The following is a 22,464-nucleotide window of genomic DNA, read 5'->3' as shown; positions in this document are numbered from 1 at the left end:
GCGCGTCACGTCCGTCTGGCAGGTTATCCCCGCCGGGCGGGCGTGTTTCGCCCGGAGCCCGGTCCGCTTTGGTGAGAACCGTCACAACGGGCGCACCCGAGTGGGTCGTACGCCCGGCCGCCCGGGTCACCGGGTCCTGACGGGGCCGGGCCGGGTGATTCGCGCGTACGGGTGAGTCGCCACCCGCCCGCAGTCGCCGCCTGCCCGGAGTCACCGCCCGTCCGGCACCGGGAGCGGCCGCTTCTCGATGGCGGCGGCCATGATGTCGGGGAAGGCGTCCGGCGTGCAGGCGAAGGCGGGCGCGCCGAGCGCCGCGAGGGCCGCCGCGTGGGCGTGGTCGTAGGCCGGGGCGCCCTCGTCGGAGAGCGCGAGCAGGGCGATGAACTGCACGCCGGCCGCCTTCATCGCCGCCACCCGCTTGAGCATCTCGTCCCTGATGCCGCCCTCGTAGAGGTCGCTGATCAGCACCACGACGGTCTCGGCCGGCCGGGTGATTCTCGACTGGCAGTACGCCAGGGCCCGGTTGATGTCCGTGCCGCCGCCGAGCCGGGTCGCGAACAGCACGTCGACCGGGTCGCTCAGCTGCTCGGTGAGGTCGACCACCGAGGTGTCGAAGACCACCAGCCGGGTGTCCAGGGTCTTCATCGAGGCGAGCACCGCCCCGAACACCGCCGAATGGACGACGGAGGGGGCCATCGAGCCGGACTGGTCGATGCAGAGGATGACGTCCTTCTTCACCGCGCTCTGCGCCCGGGCGTAGCCGATCAGGCGCTCGGGGACGACCGTGCCGTGCTCAGGCAGGTAGTTCCTGAGGTTGGCCCGGATGGTGCGGTCCCAGTCGATGTCGCGGTGGCGCGGCCTGTCGACCTTGGCGCTGCGGTCGAGCGCGCCGCCGACGGTGGCCCGGGTGCGGTCGGCGAGGCGGCGCTCCAGCTCGGCCACCACCTTGCCGACCACCGCGCGGGCGGTCTCCCGGGTGGTCTCGGGCAGCGCGTGCTTGAGCGAGAGCAGCGTGCCGACCAGGTGGACGTCCGGCTCGACGGCCTCCAGCATCTCCGGCTCCAGCAGCAGCCGGTCCAGCCCGAGCCGGGAGATGGCGTCCTGCTGCATCAGCTGGACGACGGTGGTCGGGAAGTACTCCCGGATGTCGCCCAGCCAGCGGGCCACCTGCGGCGCCGAACCGCCGAGGCCCGCACTGCGGGACTGCGGCCGGCCCCCCGCATCCCCGCCGGCGCCCCGGTAGAGGGCGGCGAGCGCGCCGTCCATCGCAGCGTCCCGGCCGGTGAGCCGGCAGCCGGTGCCGTCCGCCTCACCGCCGAGCACCAGCCGCCAACGGCGCAGCCGCTCGGCGGCGGGGTCGGTGCCGGATGCGGGGTGGGTACCGGGTGCGGTGCTGGTGCCGGATGCGGCCTGGAGCCGGGGGGCGGTCACGGGGCACTCCTTCGGTCGGGCTGGCGGGGGATGCGGCCGGTCGTCGGGGCCGGCAGGCCGAGCAGCAGGGTGAGCACGGGCAGCACGGCGTCCGCCCGGACCGGGTCGAGCGCGGTCGCGGTGACAGGGGCGGTGACCACGCCGAGCGGGCCGCCCGCGACGCGCTCGCCGACCGTCCGCCGGACGCCCGCCTCCAGCTCGGAGAACGTCCGGCGCAGCAGGGGCAGCACATCGGTGAAGGCGTCACCGGACACGCCGGTGAGCCACTCGTCCAGCAGCCCGAGCAGGCGGGGGTCGTGCAGCAGCAGGGCGCCGCCACCGGAGAGGAAGCCCTCCACCCAGCCGGCCGCGTCCGCCGGGGCGTTGGCCGTCGAGAGCACCAGGCCCATCCGGCGGCCGGCCTCCCCGGAGTCGAGCCGGCCGTCGTCCAGCAGCAGCCGGACGGCCCGGCCGCGCAGCAGGCCGGGGACTCCGGTGGCCGGGCCCGCCGAGGGCTCGCGGCGGGCCAGTGCGCGCAGGGTGCCCGCCCAGCGGTCGGCGAGCGGCTCCGGGCTCTCCGGGCTCTCCGGGCTCTCCAGGGTCCCGGGGCCGTGCTCCAGCAGGGCGACCGCGGCGTGCACGGCGTCCAGGTGCGCGCGCATGGCGGTGGCGCCGTCGGCGTCCAGCCCGGTGCAGGCCGGCGGCAGGCCGACGCAGATCCGCTCGGCCAGCCCGCGCGCCACGCCGTCCAGCGCCCCGGCGTCGGTGCCGCGGACGTCGCCGTAGCGCAGTGCGCGGACCAGGGCGGGCAGCGCACCGGCCAGCTGGGCGACGTCAGTGTCCAGGGCCGCGCGGTCGGCCAGCACCCGCATCACCGGCGGCAGCGCGCCGGGCAGCCCGGCGAGCAGGCAGCGCTCGGCGAGCCCGGTCAGCTCCGGCAGTTCACGGGTGGTCAGGGCGGTCTCGACGGCCTTGCCGGTGGCCGCGTCCTCGACCGTGGTGCCCCACTGGGCGGCCTCGACGATCCGGACGGCGAACTCCGGGTCCCAGCGCAGGCGCCAGCTCTCCCGGAAGGTGCCGGTGGAGTTGACGGCGGACCGGCTCGGGGTGCCCCAGGCGATGCCGAGCAGCCTGAGCCGGTGCAGCAGCAGGGAGCGGGCGGTGTCCAGCTCCTTGCGGAGGTCGAGTTCGAGCTCGCGCTCGTGCGCCTCCGGTCTGAGCCGCAGGCTGCGCTGGAGCCGGGCGAGGTCGCGTTGCAGCGGCACGACCGGCGCCGACTCGGGGACCTCGCCGAGGGCGTCGCCGACCACCAGCCGGTCGTGCACCAGGGCGAGGGTGAGGTCGGAGCCGTCGCACAGGACGGACCGGACGGCGTCCAGCGTCTCGGTCAGCCCGGCGAGCGGACGCCCCCGGACGGCCGCGAGAGTGCCGGCCAGCCGGACGGCCTCGATGACGTGCGCGGAGGAGACCGGGTGGTCCTCGGCGCGGAGCAACTCGGCCGCCCGGGTCAGCCAGCGGGCCAGCGGCTCCTCGTCGGTGCTGGTGAAGAGGTGGTGGTACCAGCCGGGCGAGTCGATGCCGGCGCCGTACCCCGTGTGCTGGGAGAGCCGGCGGTGCGTCCAGGGCACCCAGGTGATCTCCGTCTTCACCTTCTTGGGCAGCCCGGCGAGCAGCGCGCGGTCGTGCGCGACCGTCGGCATGGCCGCCAGCGCCGGGACGTGCCAGGCGCCGCAGACCACGGCGATCCGGCCGTACCCGGCCCGGCGGGCGGCCCGGATCTGCTGGCGCATGTACGCCTCGCGCAGCTCGTCCCGGTGGCTGTTGCCGCCCTGCTCGCGCAGCGCGGCCATCGCCTCGGCGACGGCCGCGAACGGCGCGAGGGCGTCCGCGCCCGGGGCGCGGTGCTCGACCACGTCCTCCCACCAGCGCTCGGCGTCGTCGTGCCCGGCCGCCGCGGCGAGCGCGCCGATCGGGTCGGACGGCGGGCGCGGCCCGCCGTCCCCGTCGGAGGCCTCGGCGCCGTCCTCGTCGGGGGCCTCGGCCAGGGCCAGGCTCTGGGCCGCCGGCAGGTCGACGAACCGTACGGGGATGTCCCGCTCGACCGCGTACCGGATCGCCACCCACTCCGGCGAGAAGGCGGCGAACGGCCAGAACGCGGCCTTCGCCGGGTCGTCCACGGCGTGCGCGAGCAGCGCGACGGGCGGGACCATGTCCTTCTCCCCGGCCAGCGCGACGATGCCGTCGGCCTCCGGCGGGCCCTCGATCAGCACCACGTCCGGCCGCAGCCGCGCCAGCGCGGCGGCCACCGCGCGGGCCGAGCCGGGCCCGTGGTGCCGGACGCCCAGCAGGGTCGGCCCGGTGCTCGGGCCCGCGCCCGTACCCTCGGCGGTGCCGGTGCCGGTGCCGGCCGCCGTGTCTGCGGCGGTGTCTGCGCTCATGGCGTTCTCCCCTCTCGACTGTCCTGGTATCAGCGGGAGTTCTCGCGGGCGGCGCGGTAGAAGTCCTTCCAGCCGTCCCGCTCGCGGACCACGCCCTCGACGTACTCGCGCCAGACCACCTGGTCGGCGACCGGGTCCCGCAGGACGGCTCCGGCGATGCCGGTGGTGACGTCCGCCGCGCGCAGCATGCCGTCGCCGAAGTGGGTGGCCAGCGCCAGGCCGTTGGTGATCACCGAGATGGCCTCGGCCGTCGACAGCGTGCCGCTGGGCGTCTTGACCTTGGTGCGGCCGTCGGTGGTGAGGCCGTCGCGCAGCTCTCGGAAGACCGTCACGACCCGGCGGATCTCCTCGGCGCCGCCCGGCAGTTCGGGCAGGTCGAGCGAGCGGCCGAGCTGGTTGACCCGGCGGGTGACGATGTCGACCTCCTCGTCCAGCGAGCCGGGCAGCGGCAGGACGACGGTGTTGAACCGGCGGCGCAGCGCGCTGGAGAGCTCGTTGACGCCCCGGTCGCGGTCGTTGGCGGTGGCTATCAGGTTGAAGCCGCGCACGGCCTGCGTCTCGTCGCCCAGCTCGGGGATCGGCAGGGTCTTCTCGGAGAGGACGGTGATCAGGCCGTCCTGGACGTCGGCCGGGATCCGGGTCAGCTCCTCGACCCGGGCGATCTTGCCGTCGGCCATCGCCCGCATCACCGGCGAGGGCACCAGGGCCGCCCGGCTGGGGCCGTGGGCGAGCAGCTGGGCGTAGTTCCACCCGTACCGGACGGCCTCCTCCGGCGTACCGGCGGTGCCCTGGACGAGCAGCGTGGAGTCACCGCTGACGGCGGCGGCGAGGTGCTCGGACACCCAGGTCTTCGCGGTGCCGGGCACCCCGAGCAGCAGCAGCGCGCGGTCGGTGGCCAGCGTGCTGACGGCGACCTCGACGATCCGGCGCGGGCCGATGTACTTGGGCGTGACCACCGTGCCGTCGGGCAGTTCGCCGCCCAGCAGGTAGGTCGCCACCGCCCACGGCGAGAGCCGCCAGCGCTCGGGGCGCGGCCGGTCGTCCTGCGCGGCGAGCGCCGCCAGCTCGGCCGCGAAGGCGTTCTCGGCGTGCTCGCGGAGGACCTCCGCCTTGGCGGGGATTTCACTCGTTCGAGTGGTCATCAGGGGCTCCTTCAGGTCGGCCGCCGGGCATGCCTGTGGCAGGGCTGCGGGCGGCTGGGGATCAAGGGGGAGCATCGGCTCGGACGTCCTACCAATGGCGACAGGCCCGGTTCGTACTGCCGTTCCGGCCTGCGGGAACCACCCTGCACCACCCCACTGACAACGCCGCCGGCCCCGGTGACCCGGCGTCAGACGGCTGCCGTTCGCGGGGCGGTCGATGTCAGTGGCCCCGCCTAGCGTCGTCGGCATGGAGGATCGCTGGAGCACCGAACACATCCTGTCCCTCGCACCCGACCAGGCGTCGTACAAGGCGGCCGGCAAGCTGTCCGGGCCCGCGCCCTGGTCGGAGGCGGGCTGCGGGCAGGGCGCGCTGTGGGGGCTGTGCAAGGGCAGCGGGAGCACGCCGTACCGGACGGTCGTCGAGTTGGCGACGCCCGCGTACAAGTGCAGCTGCCCCAGCCGGAAGTTCCCCTGCAAGCACGCGCTGGGCCTGCTCCTGCTGTGGAGCGGCGGCCCGCAGGCGGTCGCCGACGGCGCCGAGCCGCCCGGCTGGGTCGCCGACTGGCTCAAGGCCCGCCGGCAGGACGAGCAGCGCCGGGCGGCCCGGGCCGAGGGGGTCGTCGCCGACCCGGCCGCCGCACGGCGCCGGGCGGAGAAGCGCTCGGCCCGGGTCGCCGCGGGCGCGCAGGAGCTGCGGCTCCGGCTGGCCGACCGGGTACGGCACGGCCTGGCCGACCAGGCCCCGGCCGCGGGCGGCTGGGAGGAGGTGGCGGCCCGGATGGTCGACGCCCAGGCACCCGGGCTGGCTTCGCGGGTACGGGAGCTGGACAGCGTCCCGGCGGACGACCGGCTGGCCGAATACGCCCTGCTCCACCTGCTGGCCGGCGCCTACGGCCGGATCGGCGAACTGCCCGAGCCGCTCGCGGCGACCGTCCGGACCAGGGTCGGCTTCACCACGGACACCGCCGAACTGCTGGCCGGCCCGACCGTGCGGGACCGCTGGCTGGTGCTGGGCAGCCGCACCGTGGCACCCGAAGGGGCCACCGAGGAGCACCAGCTGACCACCCGGCGGATCTGGCTGCGCGGCGCCAAGACCGGCCGCCCGGCCCTGCTGCTCGCCTTCGGCCGGACGGGACAGGCACCGGACCTGGCCCTGCCCACCGGCCGGCTGCTGGAGGCCGAACTCGCCTTCCACCCCGGCGCCCGCCCGCTCCGGGCCGCCCTCGGCACCCGGTACGGCGCACCCGAGCCGGGCCCGGCCGGGCAGCCCGCCGGGCTCACCCCCGAGGAGGCGGTCGCCGGGTACGGCGCGGCCGTCGCGGACGACCCCTGGCTGGAGTCCTGGCCGACGGTGCTGACCGGCGTGGTGCCGGTGCTCGGCCCCGACGGCTGGCAGCTGACGGACGGCCGGCACAGCCTCCCCGTCCGGCGCGGCAGCGTCCCGGAGGCCGCCCTGTGGCGGCTGGCCGCCGTCTCGGCGGGCCACCCGGTGACGCTCTTCGGCGAGTACGGGTACGCGGGCTTCGCCCCCGTCACCGCCTGGGGCCGGGACGGCCGCCCGACCGGCATCGCCCAGTGAACACCCACCGCACCGAAGGAGGCCCGCCCATGCCGATCACCGACACCTGGGAGGAACTGCGGACGGCTGCCCTGCTCGGCACCGACCGGCGCCCGCTGCCGCCCCCGGGCGGCAGCCCCGCGCTGGTCGACGCCGCCGGGGCCGTCGACCGCACCGACCCCGCCACCGCCCTGCTGGAGCTGGCCGCGCTGGAGACCGTCCGGCGGCGCGCCGGGGCCCCGGCCGGCGAGGCGGTCGAGCTCCCCGCCCCCGCCGGGCCCGACCCCCGGCCGGAGCTGCCCGAGGCCGCCGCCCGGCGGCTCGGCGTGCTGGTCGGCGGGCGCGGCGCGGCAGGGCCGACGGCCAACCTCGGCGAGCTGCTGCCGCAGTGGCTCGCCACCGCCCGTCTGCGCGGCTACCGGCTGCCCGCGCCGCTCGTCCCCCCGCTGCTGGACGCCGCCCGGGCCCGTAGCGAGCTGCGCGGCGACGTGGTGTCACTGGCCGGCCCGCTGGGCCACTGGCTGGCCGCCCTGAACCCGGACTGGCGGTTCGTCGGCCGGACGGTCGCGGAGAGCGCCGCCGCCGAACCGGGCGACCGGCTCTGGCACGAGGGGCTGTTCGCCGAGCGGGTCACCCACCTCACCCGGCTCCGTTACACCGACCCCGCCGCGGGCCTGGCCCTGCTGCGCTCCACCTGGACGACGGAGCGCGCCGAGGACCGGCTGCTCTTCCTGGACAGCCTCCAGGAGGGCCTGTCGGCTGCCGACGAACCGTTCCTGGAGGCGGCGCTCACCGACCGCAGCAAGAACGTGCGGGCGACGGCCGCCGAGTTGCTCTCCACCCTCCCGGGGTCGGCGCTGGCCACCCGGATGGCGGAGCGCGCCCGCGCCGCCGTCCGCTTCGACGGGGCCCGGCTGGTGGTCACCCCGCCCGCCGCGTGCGACGCGGCGATGCAGCGCGACGGCATACCCCCCAAGTCACCCACCGGCCGGGGCGAGCGGGCCTGGTGGTTCGGCGAGATCATCGCCGCCGCGCCCCTGGCGCTGTGGACGGCCGACACCGGGCTCACCCCCGAGCGGCTGCTACGGCTGCCGGTCGGCGACGGCGATCCCGCCGAACCGAACGGCGGGGCGGGCTGGGGCGACGACCTGCGCGAGGGCTGGGCCCGGGCCGCCGTCCGGCAGCAGGACGCCGACTGGGCCCGCGCACTGCTCGGCCCGGCCCCGCGCCCCGGCCGGCCGGACCGGACGGCGGGCGCGCCCGCCAAGCTGCTCTCCGTCCTGCCGCCGGCCGAGCGGGCCGCCTGGACGGCCTCCTACATCGAGGCGCACGGGCTCGGCGAGGCCTTCCAGTCGCTCGGCGCCTGCGCCACGCCCTGGACACCACCGCTGAGCACCGCCGTGGTGTCGGCCCTCGACCGGGCCGCCCGCTCCGGCGCGTACCCGTGGAGCCACAGCGGGGTCCTCGGCATGACGGAACGGGCCCTGGCCCCCGACACCGCCCCGGCGGTGGAGGCCCTGGCCGCCGCCACCACTCCCGACAGCGCCTGGGCGGAGACCTTCACCCGCCTCGCCGGGACACTGCGGTTCCGCGGCGCGATGCTCGCTGAGCTGGCGCTCCAGCAGCCCTGAAGGGCGCGAGGGGGCTGCGCGCGGCCGAACGTGCGGCGACGTTGCTTCCGGTTTCGCGCAGTTCTCCCCCAGCCTTCGGCCGGGAGGTACCCCCACGCGCCCCTGGGGCGACGCCGGCCCGTGCCGTGCGTCAGGCGGTCGGGCGGAGGTTCGCCTGGACCCAGGCGACGACGTCGCGGGTCGTGGTGCCCGGGGTGAAGATGTCGGCGACGCCCAGGCGCTTGAGCTCGACGATGTCCTCCTCCGGGATGATGCCGCCGCAGAAGACCTTGATGTCCGCCGCGTCCCGCTCGCCCAGGAGCTCGATCACCCGGGCGCAGAGGGTCATGTGGGCTCCGGAGAGAACCGACAGGCCGATGCCGTCGGCGTCCTCCTGGATCGCGGTGTCGACGATCTGCTCCGGTGTCTGGTGCAGGCCGGTGTAGATGACCTCCATGCCGGCGTCGCGCAGCGCTCGCGCGATCACCTTGGCGCCGCGGTCGTGACCGTCCAGCCCCGGCTTGGCGACCACTACCCGGATCGGGCCTGACACACCCATCACTGCCTCCTGGACCACGTTGTCCACCACGTCGGCCGACCTGGTCGACCCACCTGGTTAACGACCGATAACCAACCCTGAGGGGAGATTAGCGCCACACCGGCCGGTTGGTCGTTTCACCCGTCAAGAGGAGGGGAAAATCACAGCACAATCCCCCTCCCGTACCCGGGCGCCGTCCGGCGCCGGGGCCCCCGCGCCACCCTGCCGGGGAGAGTCGCCGATGACCATCCCGTTCCAGCGGACCTCCGACGCGGTCCGGGGCGCGGGCGCCGAGGCCGCCGCCCTCGCCCACCACCTGATCCGCTACCCGACCGGCATCCCGCCCGAGCGCCACCGCCGGCCGTGCCCGCCGTACCCCGTCGAGGCGCCCGCCCACCCCGGGCCGGTCCTGCTGCTGCACGGGCTGATCGACAACCGGGCCGTGTTCACCCCGCTCCGCCGCGAGCTGCACCGGCACGGCTGGACGCATCTGCACGCCCTCAACCACTCCCCGCTGACCGCCGACGTCCGGGCCGCCGCCGTCCTGCTCGGCCGGCACGTCGAACGGGCCCGCCGCGCGCACTCCGACGGCCCGGTCGCGCTGGTCGGGCACAGCCTGGGCGGGCTGATCGCCCGGTACTACGTCCAACGACTGGGCGGCGACCGGCTGGTGGACCTGGTGGTCACCCTGGCCACCCCGCACCTGGGGACCACGGCCGCCCTGCTGCCCAATCCCTTCCCCGTCACCCGCCAGCTGCGCCCCGGGAGCGACCTGCTGGCCGAACTCCGACTGCCCGCGCCGCACTGCCGTACGCGTTTCACCGCCATCCGCGGCGAGCTGGACGAACTCGTGCTGCCGGGCCGCCACGCCTGGCTGCACCACCCGGATCTGACGGCCGAGAACCTGCTCGTACCGGGCGCGGGGCACATCGGCCTGCCGGTCCACCCGCACGCTCTCGAAGCCGTCCGCCGGGCCCTGGAGGCCCGGGAACTCCCCGGCTCCCTGATCTGCCGGGCCGGCTGAGGCCGCCACCGGACGGCGACCGGTCAGCTGCCCCAGATCAGGTCGTGCGGGGCGACGGCGGCCGCGGTGACGGCCACGGGGGCCGGCGAGGCGGTGGGGGCCGAGGCGGCCGCAATCACGGCGGGGGCCGGCAGGGCGGCACCGAGGGCGAGAGCGGTGACCGCGGCGGCCTGGGCGAGACGGGTGCGGATCATGGTGACGGTCCTGTTCTGGGAGGTCTGACGAAGGGAGGTGCCGGTCTCGCGTCCCGCGGTGACGCTTCGTCCGGTGGTGCCCGCCGGGTGTTTCCCCTTGCCGGCGAGTACCAGTTTCGTCGCAGGCCAGGCCTGGGAACAGAGAGATCAAGTGGACGGAAACGGCCCTGGACCGTTCAGTCCACCGAGGCCGGAAGAGGACAGCAGCTGCTCGTAGAACGGCACGACGAGCGGGGCCTGGGCGTCCACCGGCTGCCAGCCCTGCAGCAGGGAGATGCCGGTGACCCATCGCCCGCAGAGTTGTGCCGCCCGCTCCTCGGCCTCCCCCAGGCGGTCCGCCTGGAGGTAGAGGCCGAGCGTGGGGTAGGGCACCGCCTTCGGGTGGACGGCGATGTGCTCGATCCTGTCCTCCGGCACGGACATCGCCCACAGCAGGGCGGCGAGGCGGCCGGGGAGAGGGCGGCCGGGGATCGGCGGCCTCAACCGGGCGTGGATGAGGTACATGGCGATGACTATCCCAATGCGGTCATCCCCCGCATAGGTGACCAAGATGGACGCTTTGGGCCCAGGCCCGAACAGGCCAAACAACTTCCTGGAAGGCGAAAGACGCCTATGCGAGGATCGTGTTCGGCGCAATCCACAGAACCATCACCGGGGGATCAAAGGAATGCTGGGGACGCTCGGGCTCGACTCCGTCTCGGAAGCGGTCTACCGCTCCATGCTGGCGCATCCACAGGACGGCGTGGCCGACCTTGCCCGCCGACTGGAGATACCCGAGGGCGGCGTACGGGAGGCCCTGAACACCCTGAGCGAACTCTCGCTGCTGCGCCCCTCGCACGACCGCCAGGGCGAACTCCGCGCGGTGTCGCCGGATGTCGGCATGGAACTCCTGATGGCACGTCAGCAGGCCGAACTCGCAGCTCAGCAGCTGCGGATCGAGGCCTCCCGGGCAGCCGCCGCCCAGCTGATCGCCGAGTACGCCGACCTGCGGCCCGCGGCCACGCACCCGGGCGTCGAGCACCTGGTCGGGCTCGACCGGATCCGCGACCGGCTCACGACCATCGGGCGGGAGATCCACACGGAGGTCATGACCTTCGCGCCGGGCGGCGGCCACACCACGGAGGACATCGCGGCGGCGAAGCCGCTCAACCAGGACCTGTTGGCGCGCGGTGTCCGGATGCGAACTGTTTACCTGGACAGTGTCCGCAACAGCCCGCCCACCGTCGAGTACATCAACTGGCTGGCCGCACAGGGCGGCCAGGTGCGCACCGTGCCCGCGCTGCCCACCCGCATGATCGTCACCGACCGGACCACCGCCGTGATCCCGGTCAGCAGTGACGACGCGGCGGCCGGTGCCGTCGTCCTCACCGGACACGGGACGCTCACCGCACTGTGCGCGCTCTTCGAGAGCGTGTGGGCCGATGCGCAGCCGCTCGGCGAGGAGGCCGGGCGGGACGAGCACGGGCTGCGCGGGCCGGAGGCGACCGCGATCAGGCTGCTCGCCGAGGGGCTGACGGACGAGGCGATCGCGAAGCGGCTCGGGGTGTCGCACCGTACGGCGCGCCGGCTGGCGACGGAGCTGATGGAACGGCTCGGCGCGCGCAGCCGCTTCGAGGCGGGCGTCCGGGCGGTCCAGCAGGGGTGGCTGCCGCACCGCCCGTAGGACCATCGGGTGATATGCCCGCTTTGTCCGTGGTCGGGCGGAGGCACTACAGTCTCGGCTGGTTTCTCCCGTCCCGAGAAGGCAGCAGTCTTGACGACCATGCCCAGGCCCGAACCGCACCCCCGAGACCGGCCGAACTCCCGGGCCCAGCGCCGCGACCACAGCCGGGCGGCGCTCCGCTCGGCCGTCCTCACGGTCGCGCTGCCGTCGGTCGCCGCCCTCGGCGTGTTCGCGGCGGCAGCCGTGGCCGGCGCCCACCAGTCGACGCCGCAGCACACGACCCGCCAGGAGCCGCCGGCCGAACCGCCGGACCCCGACGATCCGGCCGCCCGTGCGGCCCGCGACCAGCCCAGGGCGGACCTGCTGCCACAGCAGGAGGCTCCGCCCCGGCCGGCCGAGCCCGCCCGCCCCGCGCTCGTGCTCCCCGTCGAGGCCCACGGCCTGAGTGCCACCTTCGGCGCGGTCGGCAACCGCTGGGCGGCCCGGCACACCGGCGTCGACTTCCCCGTCCCCCGGGGCACGCCCGTGCACGCGGTCACGGACGGCACCGTCAGCACCCGGTGGAACCCGGCGTACGGGTACATGGCCGCCGTCACCGCCGCCGACGGCACCAGGACCTGGTACTGCCACCTCGGTTCGTACCGCGTCCGCAAGGGCCAGGTGCGGGCCGGGGACGTCATCGCCTACTCCGGCAACAGCGGCAACAGCACCGGCCCTCACCTGCACTTCGAGGTCCACCCCGGCGGAGCGGGCCCGGTCGACCCGCTCCCCTGGCTGATCGCGCGCGGGCTGGACCCCCGGTAGCGCTCGTACTCCGGCAGGACTAGAGCTTCTCCACCGGCGCGTAGCGGAGCAGGAGCTGCTTCGCGCCGGCCGCCCCGAAGTCGACCTTGGCCTGGGCCTTGTCACCGACGCCGGAGACCGCGACCACCGTGCCGAGCCCGAAGCTGTCGTGGTTGACCCGGTCGCCGACCGCCAGCGAGACCACCTCGCGTTCGGTGACCTTGCGGGCGGACTTGCCCCAGCCGGACTTCGGCGAGGCGGAGGCGCCCATCTGGGAGGAGCCGTACGAGTCCGAGGAGCCGCCGGAGAGCGGGCTGCGCGACGGCGGCGCGACCTGCGCGCCCTTGCGCTTCCAGTCCACCAGCTGCTCCGGGATCTCCTCCAGGAAGCGCGAAGCGGGGTTGTACGAGGGCTGGCCCCAGGCACTGCGCAGCACCGAGCGGGTCAGGTAGAGCCGCTGGCGGGCGCGGGTGAGGCCGACGTACGCGAGGCGGCGCTCCTCCTCCAGCTCCTTGACCTGGTTGAGCGCGCGCATGTGCGGGAAGATCCCGTCCTCCATGCCGGTCAGGAAGACGACCGGGAACTCCAGGCCCTTGGCGGTGTGCAGGGTCATCATCGTGATGACGCCCGAACCGTCCTCGTCATCGGGGATCTGGTCGGAGTCGGCGACCAGCGCGACCCGCTCCAGGAAGTCCGCGAGCGAGCCGATCGGCGGGGTGCCCTCGCCGTCGCCGTCGGGGCGCTCGCCCGGGTCCTTCTCGTACTCCAGGGCGACGGCCGCGAGCTCCTGGAGGTTCTCCACCCGGGTCTCGTCCTGCGGGTCGGTGGAGGCCTGGAGTTCGGCCAGGTAGCCGGTCTCCTCCAGCACGGCCTCCAGCACGGCGGCCGGGCCCGCGCCGGACTCGACGATCTGCCGCAGCCCGGCCATCAGTTCGTTGAACTTGCGCACCGCGTTGGCCGAGCGCGCGGCCATCCCGTACGCCTCGTCCACCCGCTGGAGCGCCTGCGCGAAGCTGATCCGCTCGCGCGCGGAGAGCGCGTCGATCATCGCCTCGGCGCGGTCGCCGATGCCGCGCTTGGGGACGTTGAGGATCCGGCGCAGCGGCACGGTGTCCTCGGGGTTGGAGAGCACCCGCAGGTACGCGAGCACGTCGCGGACCTCCTTGCGCTCGTAGAAGCGCACCCCGCCGACCACCTTGTAGGGCAGGCCGACCCGGATGAACACCTCCTCGAACACCCGGGACTGTGCGTTGGTGCGGTAGAAGATCGCCACGTCGCCCGGGCGGGCCTGTCCGCCGTCGGTGAGGCGGTCGATCTCGTCGGCGATGAACTGGGCCTCGCCGTGCTCGTCGTCCGCGACGTAGCCGACGACCTTCTCGCCGTCCTCGCCGGCCGTCCAGAGCTTCTTCTCGCGGCGGCTGGTGTTCCGCTCGATGACGGCGTTGGCGGCGCTCAGGATGGTCTGGGTGGAGCGGTAGTTCTGCTCCAGCAGGATGGTGGTGGCGTTCGGGTAGTCCTCCTCGAACTGGAGGATGTTGCGGATCGTCGCGCCGCGGAAGGCGTAGATCGACTGGTCCGCGTCACCGACCACGCACAGCTCGGCGGGCGGGATCTCGGCCAGCTGCGCGGCCGCCGGGTTGACGAAGTCGCCGTCCACCGTGCGCTTCGGCGAGGTCGACGTGCCGCCGCTCAGCTCGCGGACCAGCATGTACTGGGCGTGGTTGGTGTCCTGGTACTCGTCCACCAGGATGTGCCGGAACCGGCGGCGGTAGTGCTCGGCCACGGCGGGGAAGGCCTGCAGCAGGTTGACCGTCGTCATGATGATGTCGTCGAAGTCCAGCGCGTTGGCCTCGCGCAGGCGGCGCTGGTAGAGGAAGTACGCCTCGGCGAGCTTCTTCTCCATCGGGTTGGCCGCCTGGTCCGCGTACGTCTCCTCGTCGATCAGCTCGTTCTTCAGGTTGCTGATCTTCGCGGTGAAGGACTTCGGCGGGAACTGCTTCGGGTCCAGGTCCAGGTCGCGGCAGACCAGGGCCATCAGGCGCTGCGAGTCCGCCGAGTCGTAGATGGAGAAGCTGGAGGTGAAGCCGAGGAGCTTGCTCTCCCGGCGCAGGATCCGCACGCACGCGCTGTGGAAGGTGGACACCCACATCGCCCGCGCCCGGGGGCCCACCAGGCTCTCGACCCGCTCGCGCATCTCGCCGGCGGCCTTGTTGGTGAAGGTGATCGCCAGGATCTCGCCCGGCTGCACGTGCCGGGCGCCCAGCAGGTAGGCGATCCGGTGCGTCAGCACCCGGGTCTTGCCGGAGCCGGCGCCGGCCACGATCAGCAGCGGCGAACCGGCGTGCACCACGGCCTCGCGCTGCGGGTCGTTCATCCCCTCCAGCAGCTGCACCGGGTCGATGACCGTCCGGGCGGCGCCGTTGCGGTGCCAGGCGTCGCGCTCGGCGGCGGCCGCGTGGTCCGTCTGGAACAGGTCCTCGGGGATGGCCTCCTCGTACGCCTCGGGCCCGTCGTACGGCGGCTCGTCGTAGGGCGGCTCGAACGGCTCGTCGGCAGGCGGCTGCTGCTGCGACCCGGCCGAGGGGAGCTCGAAGCCGGGGAGCGGAAGGTCGTCAAAGAGGCTAGTCATGGCCCTTCGAGTCTATGGCCCGCCACCGACAACCCGGCCGGGCCGCCCACTCGGTCACATCCGCCCCGCCACCGCCCCGAAGCGTTCACCTTCCCGCGCCGCAGCGGACACTTCCGCAGCCGTCCGGTCACAACCGCCCAGCGGCCGGCGGCACACCGGGACTCCCGGTGCACCGCCCGGCCGCACCCGCCGGGCAGGTGGTCAGGAGCGCCGCTCCAGCAGGGTCACGACCATCCCGTGCACGGGCGTCACCCGCACCTTGGTGTAGGCCCCGAGGAGCTTCTGCTCGGCCGGGTTGAGGCCGGCCAGCGGGTCGGCGGGTGTGCCGAAGGTGGCCACCCAGAGCCGGGCCGTACCGCCGAGGCAGGCGGCCTCGTCGGTGCAGTCCTGCGGGAGGAGGTCCTGCGCGTCGGCCGCCGTGCCGAGGGCGAACACCTGCTTCGGCCGGATGCCGGACGGCAGGTAGTAGTCGATGGCGGTGCCCACCTGGAGGTACGCCATGTCGGCCCGGACGGGGACGAGCCCGTCGCCGGGCCGGTAGCCCTGGGCGATGACCGCGGCGGCGGCCTTCGCGTCCCAGATCTCGCGCGAGTACGGCCGGCGCAGCTGCCGCTGGTCGGGCAGCCCGAGGATCACCAGGACCACCAGGCCGAGCGCGGTGAGCGCCCGGGGGCGCAGCGCCGTCAGCCCGGCACCGGCGGCCAGCGCCCAGGCCGGCAGCGTGAAGAGCAGGTAGCGGTCGAGGAAGTACGCGGTGGAGCCCTGCGAGATCAGCCAGAGGACGCCGATGGGCAGCGCGGCCAGCATGCCGATCTCGAAGGCCGGGCGGCGGCGCTTGGGCCAGGCCACCGGCAGCAAGGCGAGTGCGAGGATGCCCAGGCTCACTGCGGTGGAGTCGAAGAGTCCGCGCCAGAACCAGTCGACGACGTACTGCATGGTCGGCTTGGTCAGCCAGTCCAGCTGCCGGCCGGACTGCCGCCGTGCCATCAGGACGAGCGGCAGCAGCGGCAGCAGCCCGGCCGCCGCCGCGAGCGCGAAGCCGGCGATCGTCCGGAGGCTGCCGTGCGCGCGCCGGCGCAGCACCACGATCAGCGCGTGCCCGGCGAGGAAGACCAGCGAGACCATGTGCAGGTACCCGGCCACCGCGACGGCACCGGCGTAGGGCAGCCAGCGCAGCGGGACGGGCCGCTCCAGCGCGCGCAGCAGGAGCCAGGTCGCCAGCGAGACGGCGCACACCACGAGGGCGTACGAGCGGGCCTCCTGCGCGTAGCGGGAGGTCGCCGGGATCACCGCGAAGATCAGGGCGGAGACCAGACCGGTGCGCGGGCCGAACAGCCTGCGGCCGGTCAGCGCCACGAAGACCGCCGCGCCCGTCATGGCCAGGGCGGACGGCAGTCTGAGCATCAGCAGCGAGTGGCCGAAGACCTGCGCCCAGTAGTGCTCGAACACGTAGTAGGCGCCGGAGGACGCGTCGACGTGCTTGAGCAGGTCGAAGAGCTGCGGAGTGCTGCGGTCGATCGCGCTCCAGGTGGCCAGTTCGTCCCGCCAGAGCCCCGCCCGCGAGCTGCCGTAGAGACCGAGTGCCAGGGTGAGCAGGGCCGGCCAGAGCCAGAACCCTCGTGCCACCAGGGCCCGGACCCGCTGCCACCCGCTCTGGGTGGTCACGGATTCGGCCGTAGTCGTCGTCCCCCCGGCGGACGACACGGTGCTAGTGGAGCTGGTACTCATTCCTGCGGACCTCTCGTATCTTGGGCTCAACGCGTCACGGCGAGTTGGTGTAGACGAACACGACGTACCCCCCGTACGCCGCCGAGCACAGGGCGGCCGATCCGAGCACGACGGCGGCCACCCCCTTGGTACGGACCCTGGCCAGAGCGGCCGCGAGCGGGAACAGCAGTGCGAAAGCCGGCACGAGGAAGCGTGCCCGCGAGTTGAAGTAGGCCGCGTCCCCGAGCGCCAGCAGCAGCATCATGGCGCTGTAGACGAGCAGGGTCGGCGGCTGGCGCTGGAGCAGGCAGACCGCGAACAGCAGCACCGACCCGGCGAGCACCCCGGTCACCACGACGTCGGTCATCCAGACCGGGCCGGCGACGGTGAGCATCGTGCGGATCGAGTGGTAGGTGGAGCGCCCGAAGTCGAAGTGCGACTGCCAGGCGTCCTGGATCCGGAAGTAGGCGTCCCAGCGGCCCTTCACGGAGCCGACCCAGACGATGAAGCCCACAAAGCCGAGCGGCGCGACCGCCGCGCCGAGCAGCGGGCGCCACCAGGCGAGCCGGTCCTCCTCGGCGAGCTCGCCCCGGCGGTCCTTCCACCACTGCAGCCCCAGCGCGCAGACCGCGCCGATCCCGACCGCCGCCGCCACCGCGACACCCGTCGGCCGGGTCAGGCCGGCCAGCGTGCTGAGCACCCCGGCCCAGACCCAGCGGCGGGTCACGGCGGCGTACATCGCCCAGGCGGCGAGCGCGGTGAAGGGCAGCTCCGAGTACGCCAGGCTCTCGACCACAGCGTACGGGGTCACCCCCCAGAGCACGGCGGCGATCACGCCGGCCCGGCGGCCGTAGAGCTTCGCCGCCACGGCGAAGATCCCCCAGGCGGCGAGCAGCGCCGAGCCCCACGCGATCAGCAGCGCGGCGTGGTTCACCGAGAGCGGCAGCACCCAGCAGACCGTCCGGATCAGCATCGAGTAGACGGGGAAGAAGGCGTACGGCTGGTAGAGCCCGTACGGTCCGGCCGTCGGCGCGGTGCCCGCGTAGCCGTGCACCGCGATGTTCTGGTACCAGACCGCGTCCCAGAGCGTGCTGAGGTAGTGCAGGTTGCTCTGGCCGTGCGGGAGGCGCTGGGCGTGCCAGTGCAGCAGGACGCCGACGGCGAGCGCGCGGACCAGCAGGTAGCCGATCAGGGCGGGTGCGGCGTGGCGGGCGGCGGCGAGCAGCCGCTGCGGGATCCGGGCGGGGGCGTGCGCGATGCCGCGCGCCGGGCGCGCGGACGGGCCGCTGTCGGGGGCGGCGGCCCGCGGGTCGGAGAGTCGGGTGCTCACTGCGCGTTCTCCTGGTCGGCCGTCCGGTCGCTGGCGCGCCGGGGCTGTGTCGCGGAGGTCACCGGACCTTCGCCGTCCTTGCGGGCGGCCGGGACCGCCGCGGGGGTTCCGGCGTCCGGTCCGCGGCGACGCGGCACGGTCGCCCGCCAGAGCCTGACACAGGAGAGCACGGTGGCGGCGAGCAGAAGCAGGTTCCGGGCGGCCAGCAGGAGGGTGAAACCGGTGTGGCCGGCGAGGATCTGCTGGAAGAACAGCGGGAACTCCACCGTGGTCAGCGCGACGGCGCCGATCAGCATCGCGACCACCGCGCGCTGGGTGGTGGCCCGGTAGGTCAGGCAGACCGCGCCGACCCCGATCAGCCAGATGAAGTACTGCGGGCTGATCACCCGGCTGGTGGTGACGAAGACCAGCATCGCCGCGAGCGCCGCGTCGGCCGGCGTCGCGGCGGAGAACACCCGGACCCGGATCCGCCACCAGAGCAGCCAGCAGAAGCCGATGACGCTGAGCGCCAGCATGCCCTTGCCGATCAGGTCGACGTAGGAGCCCACGATCTCCAGCGAGCCGTACCGGTAGGCGATCTCGCTGTGGTAGCCGAACTGGTGCGCCACCAGCAGGGCACTGCCCGGCAGCGACTCGAACTCGATGCCGCGGCTCCCCTGCGCGTTCAGGAAGTCGAACGGCCCCTTGAGGAACAGCGAGACCAGCACCAGCAGCGAGACCACCGCGGAGGCGAAGCCGATCGCGACCGAGCGCAGCCCGCGCCCCCAGGGCGCGCCGAAGACCGCGAAGGCCGGCCAGACCTTGATCATGGCGCCGAGGGCGGCCATCCAGCCGCCGAGCATCGGCCGGCGCTGCAGAAGGAGCAGGCCGAGGACGGCGAAGAGCGTGACGATCACGTCGTAGCGCGCGTAGGGGATGTACAGCATCAGCGGCAGGCCGAGCGACCAGGCCCAGGCTCCGCCGAGGGTGCGGCCGGGGCGGCGGCCCTGCCAGACCAGCGCGCCGACGATCAGCAGGTCCGCGAGGCAGGTGACGGCCACGAAGCCCTGGACGTAGTTGACGCCCGGCACCAGCTTGGGGGCGAGCATCACCCCGGCGGCGCCCGGCGGGTACTGCCAGGTCGGGTCCCCGAGCGGGTAGGAGCCGCCGGCCAGCAGGTGCGCCCACTTCTCGTAGAGGCGGTGCACCTCGCCCTTGGCGTTCTCGCCCGAGGAGAAGACCGTCATGATCATGAGCAGTCGGCTGGAGGCCCAGTACCCCAGCGGAGCCAGCACGTCCGTCGGCCAGGTCGCCGGGTTCCGCCAGCGGGCCGGTCCGGCCGAGGCGGGCACGTCGGCCTGTCCCTCCGGGCGGGGACGTGCCTCAACATCCACTGAGGTGTCTGACATCATGCTCCGTCGTACGAACGATGGCGGGCAGCAGTCAGCAACCCCCGGGGAACCGCACTGCCGGACCTCTGCCATCAGGCACGGCATCGACACACGGGCGGCCTGCCGCCCCCGCCTCACGCCCCCGGCACAGGGCCGGGAGGGGCGCGGGAGCATACCCGTGCCCGTCCATTATGGCCCCACCGCACATTCGGGCCTTCACAGCATCCCCCCGACAGCGGCCCGGTGCGGCGGATCCGGATGCCGACGGCCTGCCGCCCCGGACGGTTGCACGGACGGACTGTGGCGATGCCCACATGAATACCGAGTATGTAGTTCCGCGCAGCTGTACCGTCCCGGCGGCTCGTTGGGCTAGCCTCCTGAGCTGTGACCGTAATTGAACAGCAGCCGACCGAGATATCCGGCGGCACAGCGCAGAAACCCGCCGCGAACCGGCCCGTGGTCCGGCTCGGCTGGCTGGACGCCCTCCGCGGTATCGCCGCGCTGCTCGTCGCGGTGCACCACTTCGGACTGGTGGAGATGTTCCCCGGGGGCAAGGGGTTCGCCGACCACTTCGACCTCGGCATCTACGCCGTCATGACCTTCTTCCTGGTCAGCGGTTACATCGTGCCGGCCTCGCTGGAGCGCCGCGGCGACGTCCGGGGCTTCTGGATCGGCCGGATCCTGCGGATCTACCCGCTGCTGATCGTCGTCGTGGTGGCCGCCCTGGCGATCCTGCCGCGCGACTACTCCGCCGTCCCGACGGTCGACGTCGACCACCCGGTGCGGGCCGGCATCGCCAGCCTGACGCTGCTGCAGGACCTGATGAACGTCCCCAACGGCCTCGGCGTGCTGTGGACCCTCTCCTACGAGATGGTCTTCTACTTCTTCGTCACCGCACTGTTCGTCACCGGCTGGCACCGCCGCAGCAGCCCGATCTCGGTCGGTCTCGCCGCGCTGGCACTGCTGCTCGGGGCGGCCGTCCCGACCCAGATGATCACAGTGGACCGGGGATCGACGCGGAACCTGATCCTCGCCGCCGCCATCGTGATGGCCATGGGCCTGGTGGGCGTGCTCAGCGGACGGACCTCGCTGACCCGCATGGGCGCCCTGCTGCTGGGCGGCCTCGGCGCGGTGCTGCTGTTCGGCAACTCCCGGGCGATGTTCTTCGAGAGCATGATGATCCTGGCGACGATGTTCGCGGGCACCGCGATCTACCGCGCCGAGCAGGGCCAGATCGACCGCCTGACCGCCTGGCTCGGCTGCGCCTTCGTCCTGGTCGCGGGCGTCTGCACCGGCTGGATGTACAACCACGGCGACCACGCGCTCTGGAAGTCCTGGACGGCCGGCTGGATCGCCTGGTCCCTGCCGTACTTCGCGGCCTGGCTGACCTTCGGCGTCGGGATGCTGCTGAAGAACCGCCGCTTCCCGAGGGTGCTCACCTGGCTCGGGGCGATCAGCTACTCGGTGTACGTGGTGCACATCCCCATCCTGATGGGCGTGCGCTGGCTGGCCCCGGCGAAGAACTTCCCGGCCCACGGCGCCGGCAAGTTCATCCCCTTCCTGATCTTCCTGGCGGCCGTCCTGATCGTGAGCCAGCTGACGTACCGCCTGGTCGAGCTGCCCGGCCAGAACCTGGGCAAGCGCATCACCAAGCGCCTCGCCCTCCGGGACGCCGAGGCGAAGGCGAAGCCGACGGCCTGACAGCCCCTGCCCTCCGCACCACGGAACGCCGCCCCTCCGGGGGCGGCGTTCCGTCGTTTCCGGGCGTTCTCCAGACCTAGGGCCTGTCGTCAAACCCCCGCCTGCGGCGCGACCCCTGGCACGCCCTCTCGCCGCACCGGGCGAAAGCCCAAGTACGTCCAGTACGAGGACTTCCACCCGGCACGCCGAGAGCACGCACCAGACGCCGCGCCGCCGCCCTTCGGGCGACGACGGGGGTTTGACGACAGACCCTAGGACTGATCGGGCCAGGGACCTTTCCGTCCAGCCGACCGCTCTTCCAACCGGCCCCGGCGGAGGCGAAGCTGTAGTCACCGGCCGGGAACGCCACACGGCGACCGGGCCGGACGAAGCTCGCGAAACCTGCCCGGCACCTGCGGTCCGACCGCACCGACGGTTTCGCCCCCGTACCCGACCACGGCTGTTCCTGCAGGCCAGCCGTTCAGCCGAGTGCGCTCTCGCACCAGCCGACGCCGGTCATCTCCGACGCGTCAACCCACCGGTCACCACACATCTCTGGAGACTTCCATGCCTGCACAGCGCTCACACAAGCTGCTCTCGCTGTCCGTCGCCGTCGTCGCCGCCGCCGGCATCGCCATGAGCTCGGGCACCGCCGCCTACGCCGCCCCGGTCCCCCACCCGACGACGAGCTCGGTGGCGGCCCAGGCCCCCAAGGGCTTCAGCACCGCCTTCAAGCCGAGCGTGCCGAACCCGACCACGGCGACGGCGGCCCAGCTGGCCAAGGCGCAGGGCGGCACCGGCCACGGCCTGCTGGCACCGCGTTCGGTCACCGGCGGCACCATCAGCCGCACGGAGGTCCTGGCACGTGCCCAGGCCTGGGTGGACGCGGGGGTGCCGTACAGCGAGAGCGCCTACTACACCAACTCCAACGGCACCTACCGGCAGGACTGCTCGGGCTTCGTGTCGATGGCCTGGAACCTGCCGTCCTCCAGCGGCAACAACTACGGCGAGACGACCGGCACGCTGCCCAACTTCGCCACCAAGCTCGGCAGTTACGACGACCTGCAGCCCGGCGACATGCTCGACAACGTCAGCAGCCACGTCGTGCTCTTCACCGGCTGGGACAGCTCCGGGAACGCCACCCTCATGGAGGAGGCGCACAGCGGCACCAACGCCCGGCACAGCACCTACACCCGCGACTACCTGAACTCCAACGGCTACTCCGCCTACCGCTACAACAACATCTCCAACGGCGGCCACAGCGCGGGGACGGAGTCGGGTGGGGCCGGACGGGTCCGCTGGGCCGACTGGGACGGCGACGGCAAGGCCGACTACATCATCCTGGGCGACGACGGCTCCGTCCACGTCTACCTCAACAAGGGCACCGA

The 22,464-nt window shown here is 73.7% G+C and carries 17 protein-coding genes; 7 read left to right on the top strand and 10 right to left on the bottom strand.

What is annotated here, in order from left to right; genetic code table 11:
* Positions 1 to 210: 210 nt before the first annotated feature.
* From ABD330_RS01585 to ABD330_RS01575, 3 genes are all read right to left on the bottom strand, one after another.
* Entirely contained in the window at positions 211 to 1,341 is a 1,131-nt protein-coding gene (locus tag ABD330_RS01585; protein ID WP_344460031.1) for a VWA domain-containing protein, read from the bottom strand.
* Positions 1,342 to 1,427: 86 nt separating this feature from the next.
* Complete coding sequence (locus tag ABD330_RS01580; RefSeq protein ID WP_344459842.1) at positions 1,428 to 3,848, bottom strand: DUF5682 family protein; 2,421 nt, start codon at positions 3,846 to 3,848, stop codon at positions 1,428 to 1,430.
* Positions 3,849 to 3,877: 29 nt separating this feature from the next.
* Positions 3,878 to 4,990, bottom strand: a complete 1,113-nt coding sequence (locus ABD330_RS01575) for an ATP-binding protein (RefSeq protein WP_344459841.1) — start codon at positions 4,988 to 4,990, stop codon at positions 3,878 to 3,880.
* Between the two features lie 247 nt (positions 4,991 to 5,237).
* On the opposite strand from ABD330_RS01575, the gene ABD330_RS01570 reads away from it, so the two are divergent.
* On the top strand, positions 5,238 to 6,569 hold the full coding sequence (locus ABD330_RS01570; RefSeq protein ID WP_344459839.1) for an SWIM zinc finger family protein: 1,332 nt from the start codon (positions 5,238 to 5,240) through the stop codon (positions 6,567 to 6,569).
* A gap of 29 nt (positions 6,570 to 6,598) precedes the next feature.
* Positions 6,599 to 8,179: a DUF5691 domain-containing protein gene (locus ABD330_RS01565; RefSeq protein WP_344459838.1), complete on the top strand. Its 1,581-nt coding sequence runs from the start codon at positions 6,599 to 6,601 to the stop codon at positions 8,177 to 8,179.
* A 130-nt stretch (positions 8,180 to 8,309) separates the two neighbouring features.
* On the opposite strand, the gene icmB is transcribed toward ABD330_RS01565, so the two are convergent.
* Positions 8,310 to 8,717 carry a coenzyme B12-dependent isobutyryl CoA mutase small subunit gene (icmB, locus tag ABD330_RS01560; RefSeq protein WP_344459836.1) on the bottom strand — a complete coding sequence of 136 codons (408 nt, stop codon included), beginning with the start codon at positions 8,715 to 8,717 and terminating at the stop codon, positions 8,310 to 8,312.
* A gap of 220 nt (positions 8,718 to 8,937) precedes the next feature.
* Here icmB and ABD330_RS01555 point away from each other — a divergent pair, with 220 nt between their 5' ends.
* Positions 8,938 to 9,720 (top strand): esterase/lipase family protein, encoded by a 783-nt coding sequence (locus ABD330_RS01555; protein WP_344459834.1) that lies wholly within the window; start codon positions 8,938 to 8,940, stop codon positions 9,718 to 9,720.
* Between the two features lie 23 nt (positions 9,721 to 9,743).
* Here ABD330_RS01555 and ABD330_RS01550 read toward each other — a convergent pair whose 3' ends face one another.
* Entirely contained in the window at positions 9,744 to 9,914 is a 171-nt protein-coding gene (locus ABD330_RS01550; protein WP_344459832.1) for a hypothetical protein, read from the bottom strand.
* 147 nt (positions 9,915 to 10,061) lie between these two features.
* Complete coding sequence (locus tag ABD330_RS01545) at positions 10,062 to 10,418, bottom strand: hypothetical protein (RefSeq protein ID WP_344459830.1); 357 nt, start codon at positions 10,416 to 10,418, stop codon at positions 10,062 to 10,064.
* A 163-nt stretch (positions 10,419 to 10,581) separates the two neighbouring features.
* On the opposite strand from ABD330_RS01545, the gene ABD330_RS01540 reads away from it, so the two are divergent.
* Together ABD330_RS01540 and ABD330_RS01535 are read left to right on the top strand one after the other, a co-directional pair.
* Positions 10,582 to 11,577 (top strand): helix-turn-helix domain-containing protein, encoded by a 996-nt coding sequence (locus ABD330_RS01540; RefSeq protein WP_344459828.1) that lies wholly within the window; start codon positions 10,582 to 10,584, stop codon positions 11,575 to 11,577.
* 99 nt (positions 11,578 to 11,676) lie between these two features.
* A complete protein-coding gene (locus ABD330_RS01535) occupies positions 11,677 to 12,381 on the top strand; it encodes a M23 family metallopeptidase (protein ID WP_344459826.1) in 705 nt (234 codons plus the stop codon).
* A gap of 19 nt (positions 12,382 to 12,400) precedes the next feature.
* Here ABD330_RS01535 and pcrA read toward each other — a convergent pair whose 3' ends face one another.
* From pcrA to ABD330_RS01515, 4 genes are all read right to left on the bottom strand, one after another.
* A complete protein-coding gene (gene pcrA, locus ABD330_RS01530; protein WP_344459824.1) occupies positions 12,401 to 14,989 on the bottom strand; it encodes a DNA helicase PcrA in 2,589 nt (862 codons plus the stop codon).
* 201 nt (positions 14,990 to 15,190) lie between these two features.
* Complete coding sequence (locus ABD330_RS01525; RefSeq protein ID WP_344459822.1) at positions 15,191 to 16,654, bottom strand: glycosyltransferase family 39 protein; 1,464 nt, start codon at positions 16,652 to 16,654, stop codon at positions 15,191 to 15,193.
* A gap of 97 nt (positions 16,655 to 16,751) precedes the next feature.
* The gene (locus tag ABD330_RS01520; RefSeq protein ID WP_344459820.1) at positions 16,752 to 18,026 is read right to left on the bottom strand and encodes a hypothetical protein; all 1,275 of its coding nucleotides are present in this window, start codon (positions 18,024 to 18,026) and stop codon (positions 16,752 to 16,754) included.
* A complete protein-coding gene (locus ABD330_RS01515; RefSeq protein ID WP_344459818.1) occupies positions 18,023 to 19,414 on the bottom strand; it encodes a glycosyltransferase family 87 protein in 1,392 nt (463 codons plus the stop codon). The genes ABD330_RS01520 and ABD330_RS01515 overlap by 4 nt, the downstream gene beginning before the upstream one ends.
* 366 nt (positions 19,415 to 19,780) lie before the next feature.
* Between ABD330_RS01515 and ABD330_RS01510 the strand changes: the two genes are divergently transcribed.
* Complete coding sequence (locus ABD330_RS01510; protein ID WP_344459816.1) at positions 19,781 to 21,097, top strand: acyltransferase family protein; 1,317 nt, start codon at positions 19,781 to 19,783, stop codon at positions 21,095 to 21,097.
* A gap of 546 nt (positions 21,098 to 21,643) precedes the next feature.
* Positions 21,644 to 22,464, top strand: an 821-nt coding sequence (locus ABD330_RS01505) for a C40 family peptidase (protein WP_486327072.1), incomplete at its 3' end; no start/stop codon positions are given.

The organism is Kitasatospora kazusensis (assembly GCF_039529945.1).
Classification (GTDB): domain Bacteria; phylum Actinomycetota; class Actinomycetes; order Streptomycetales; family Streptomycetaceae; genus Kitasatospora; species Kitasatospora kazusensis.
The sequence above is the reverse complement of the archived record's forward strand: the minus strand, read 5'-3'. Positions and strand labels throughout refer to the sequence as shown.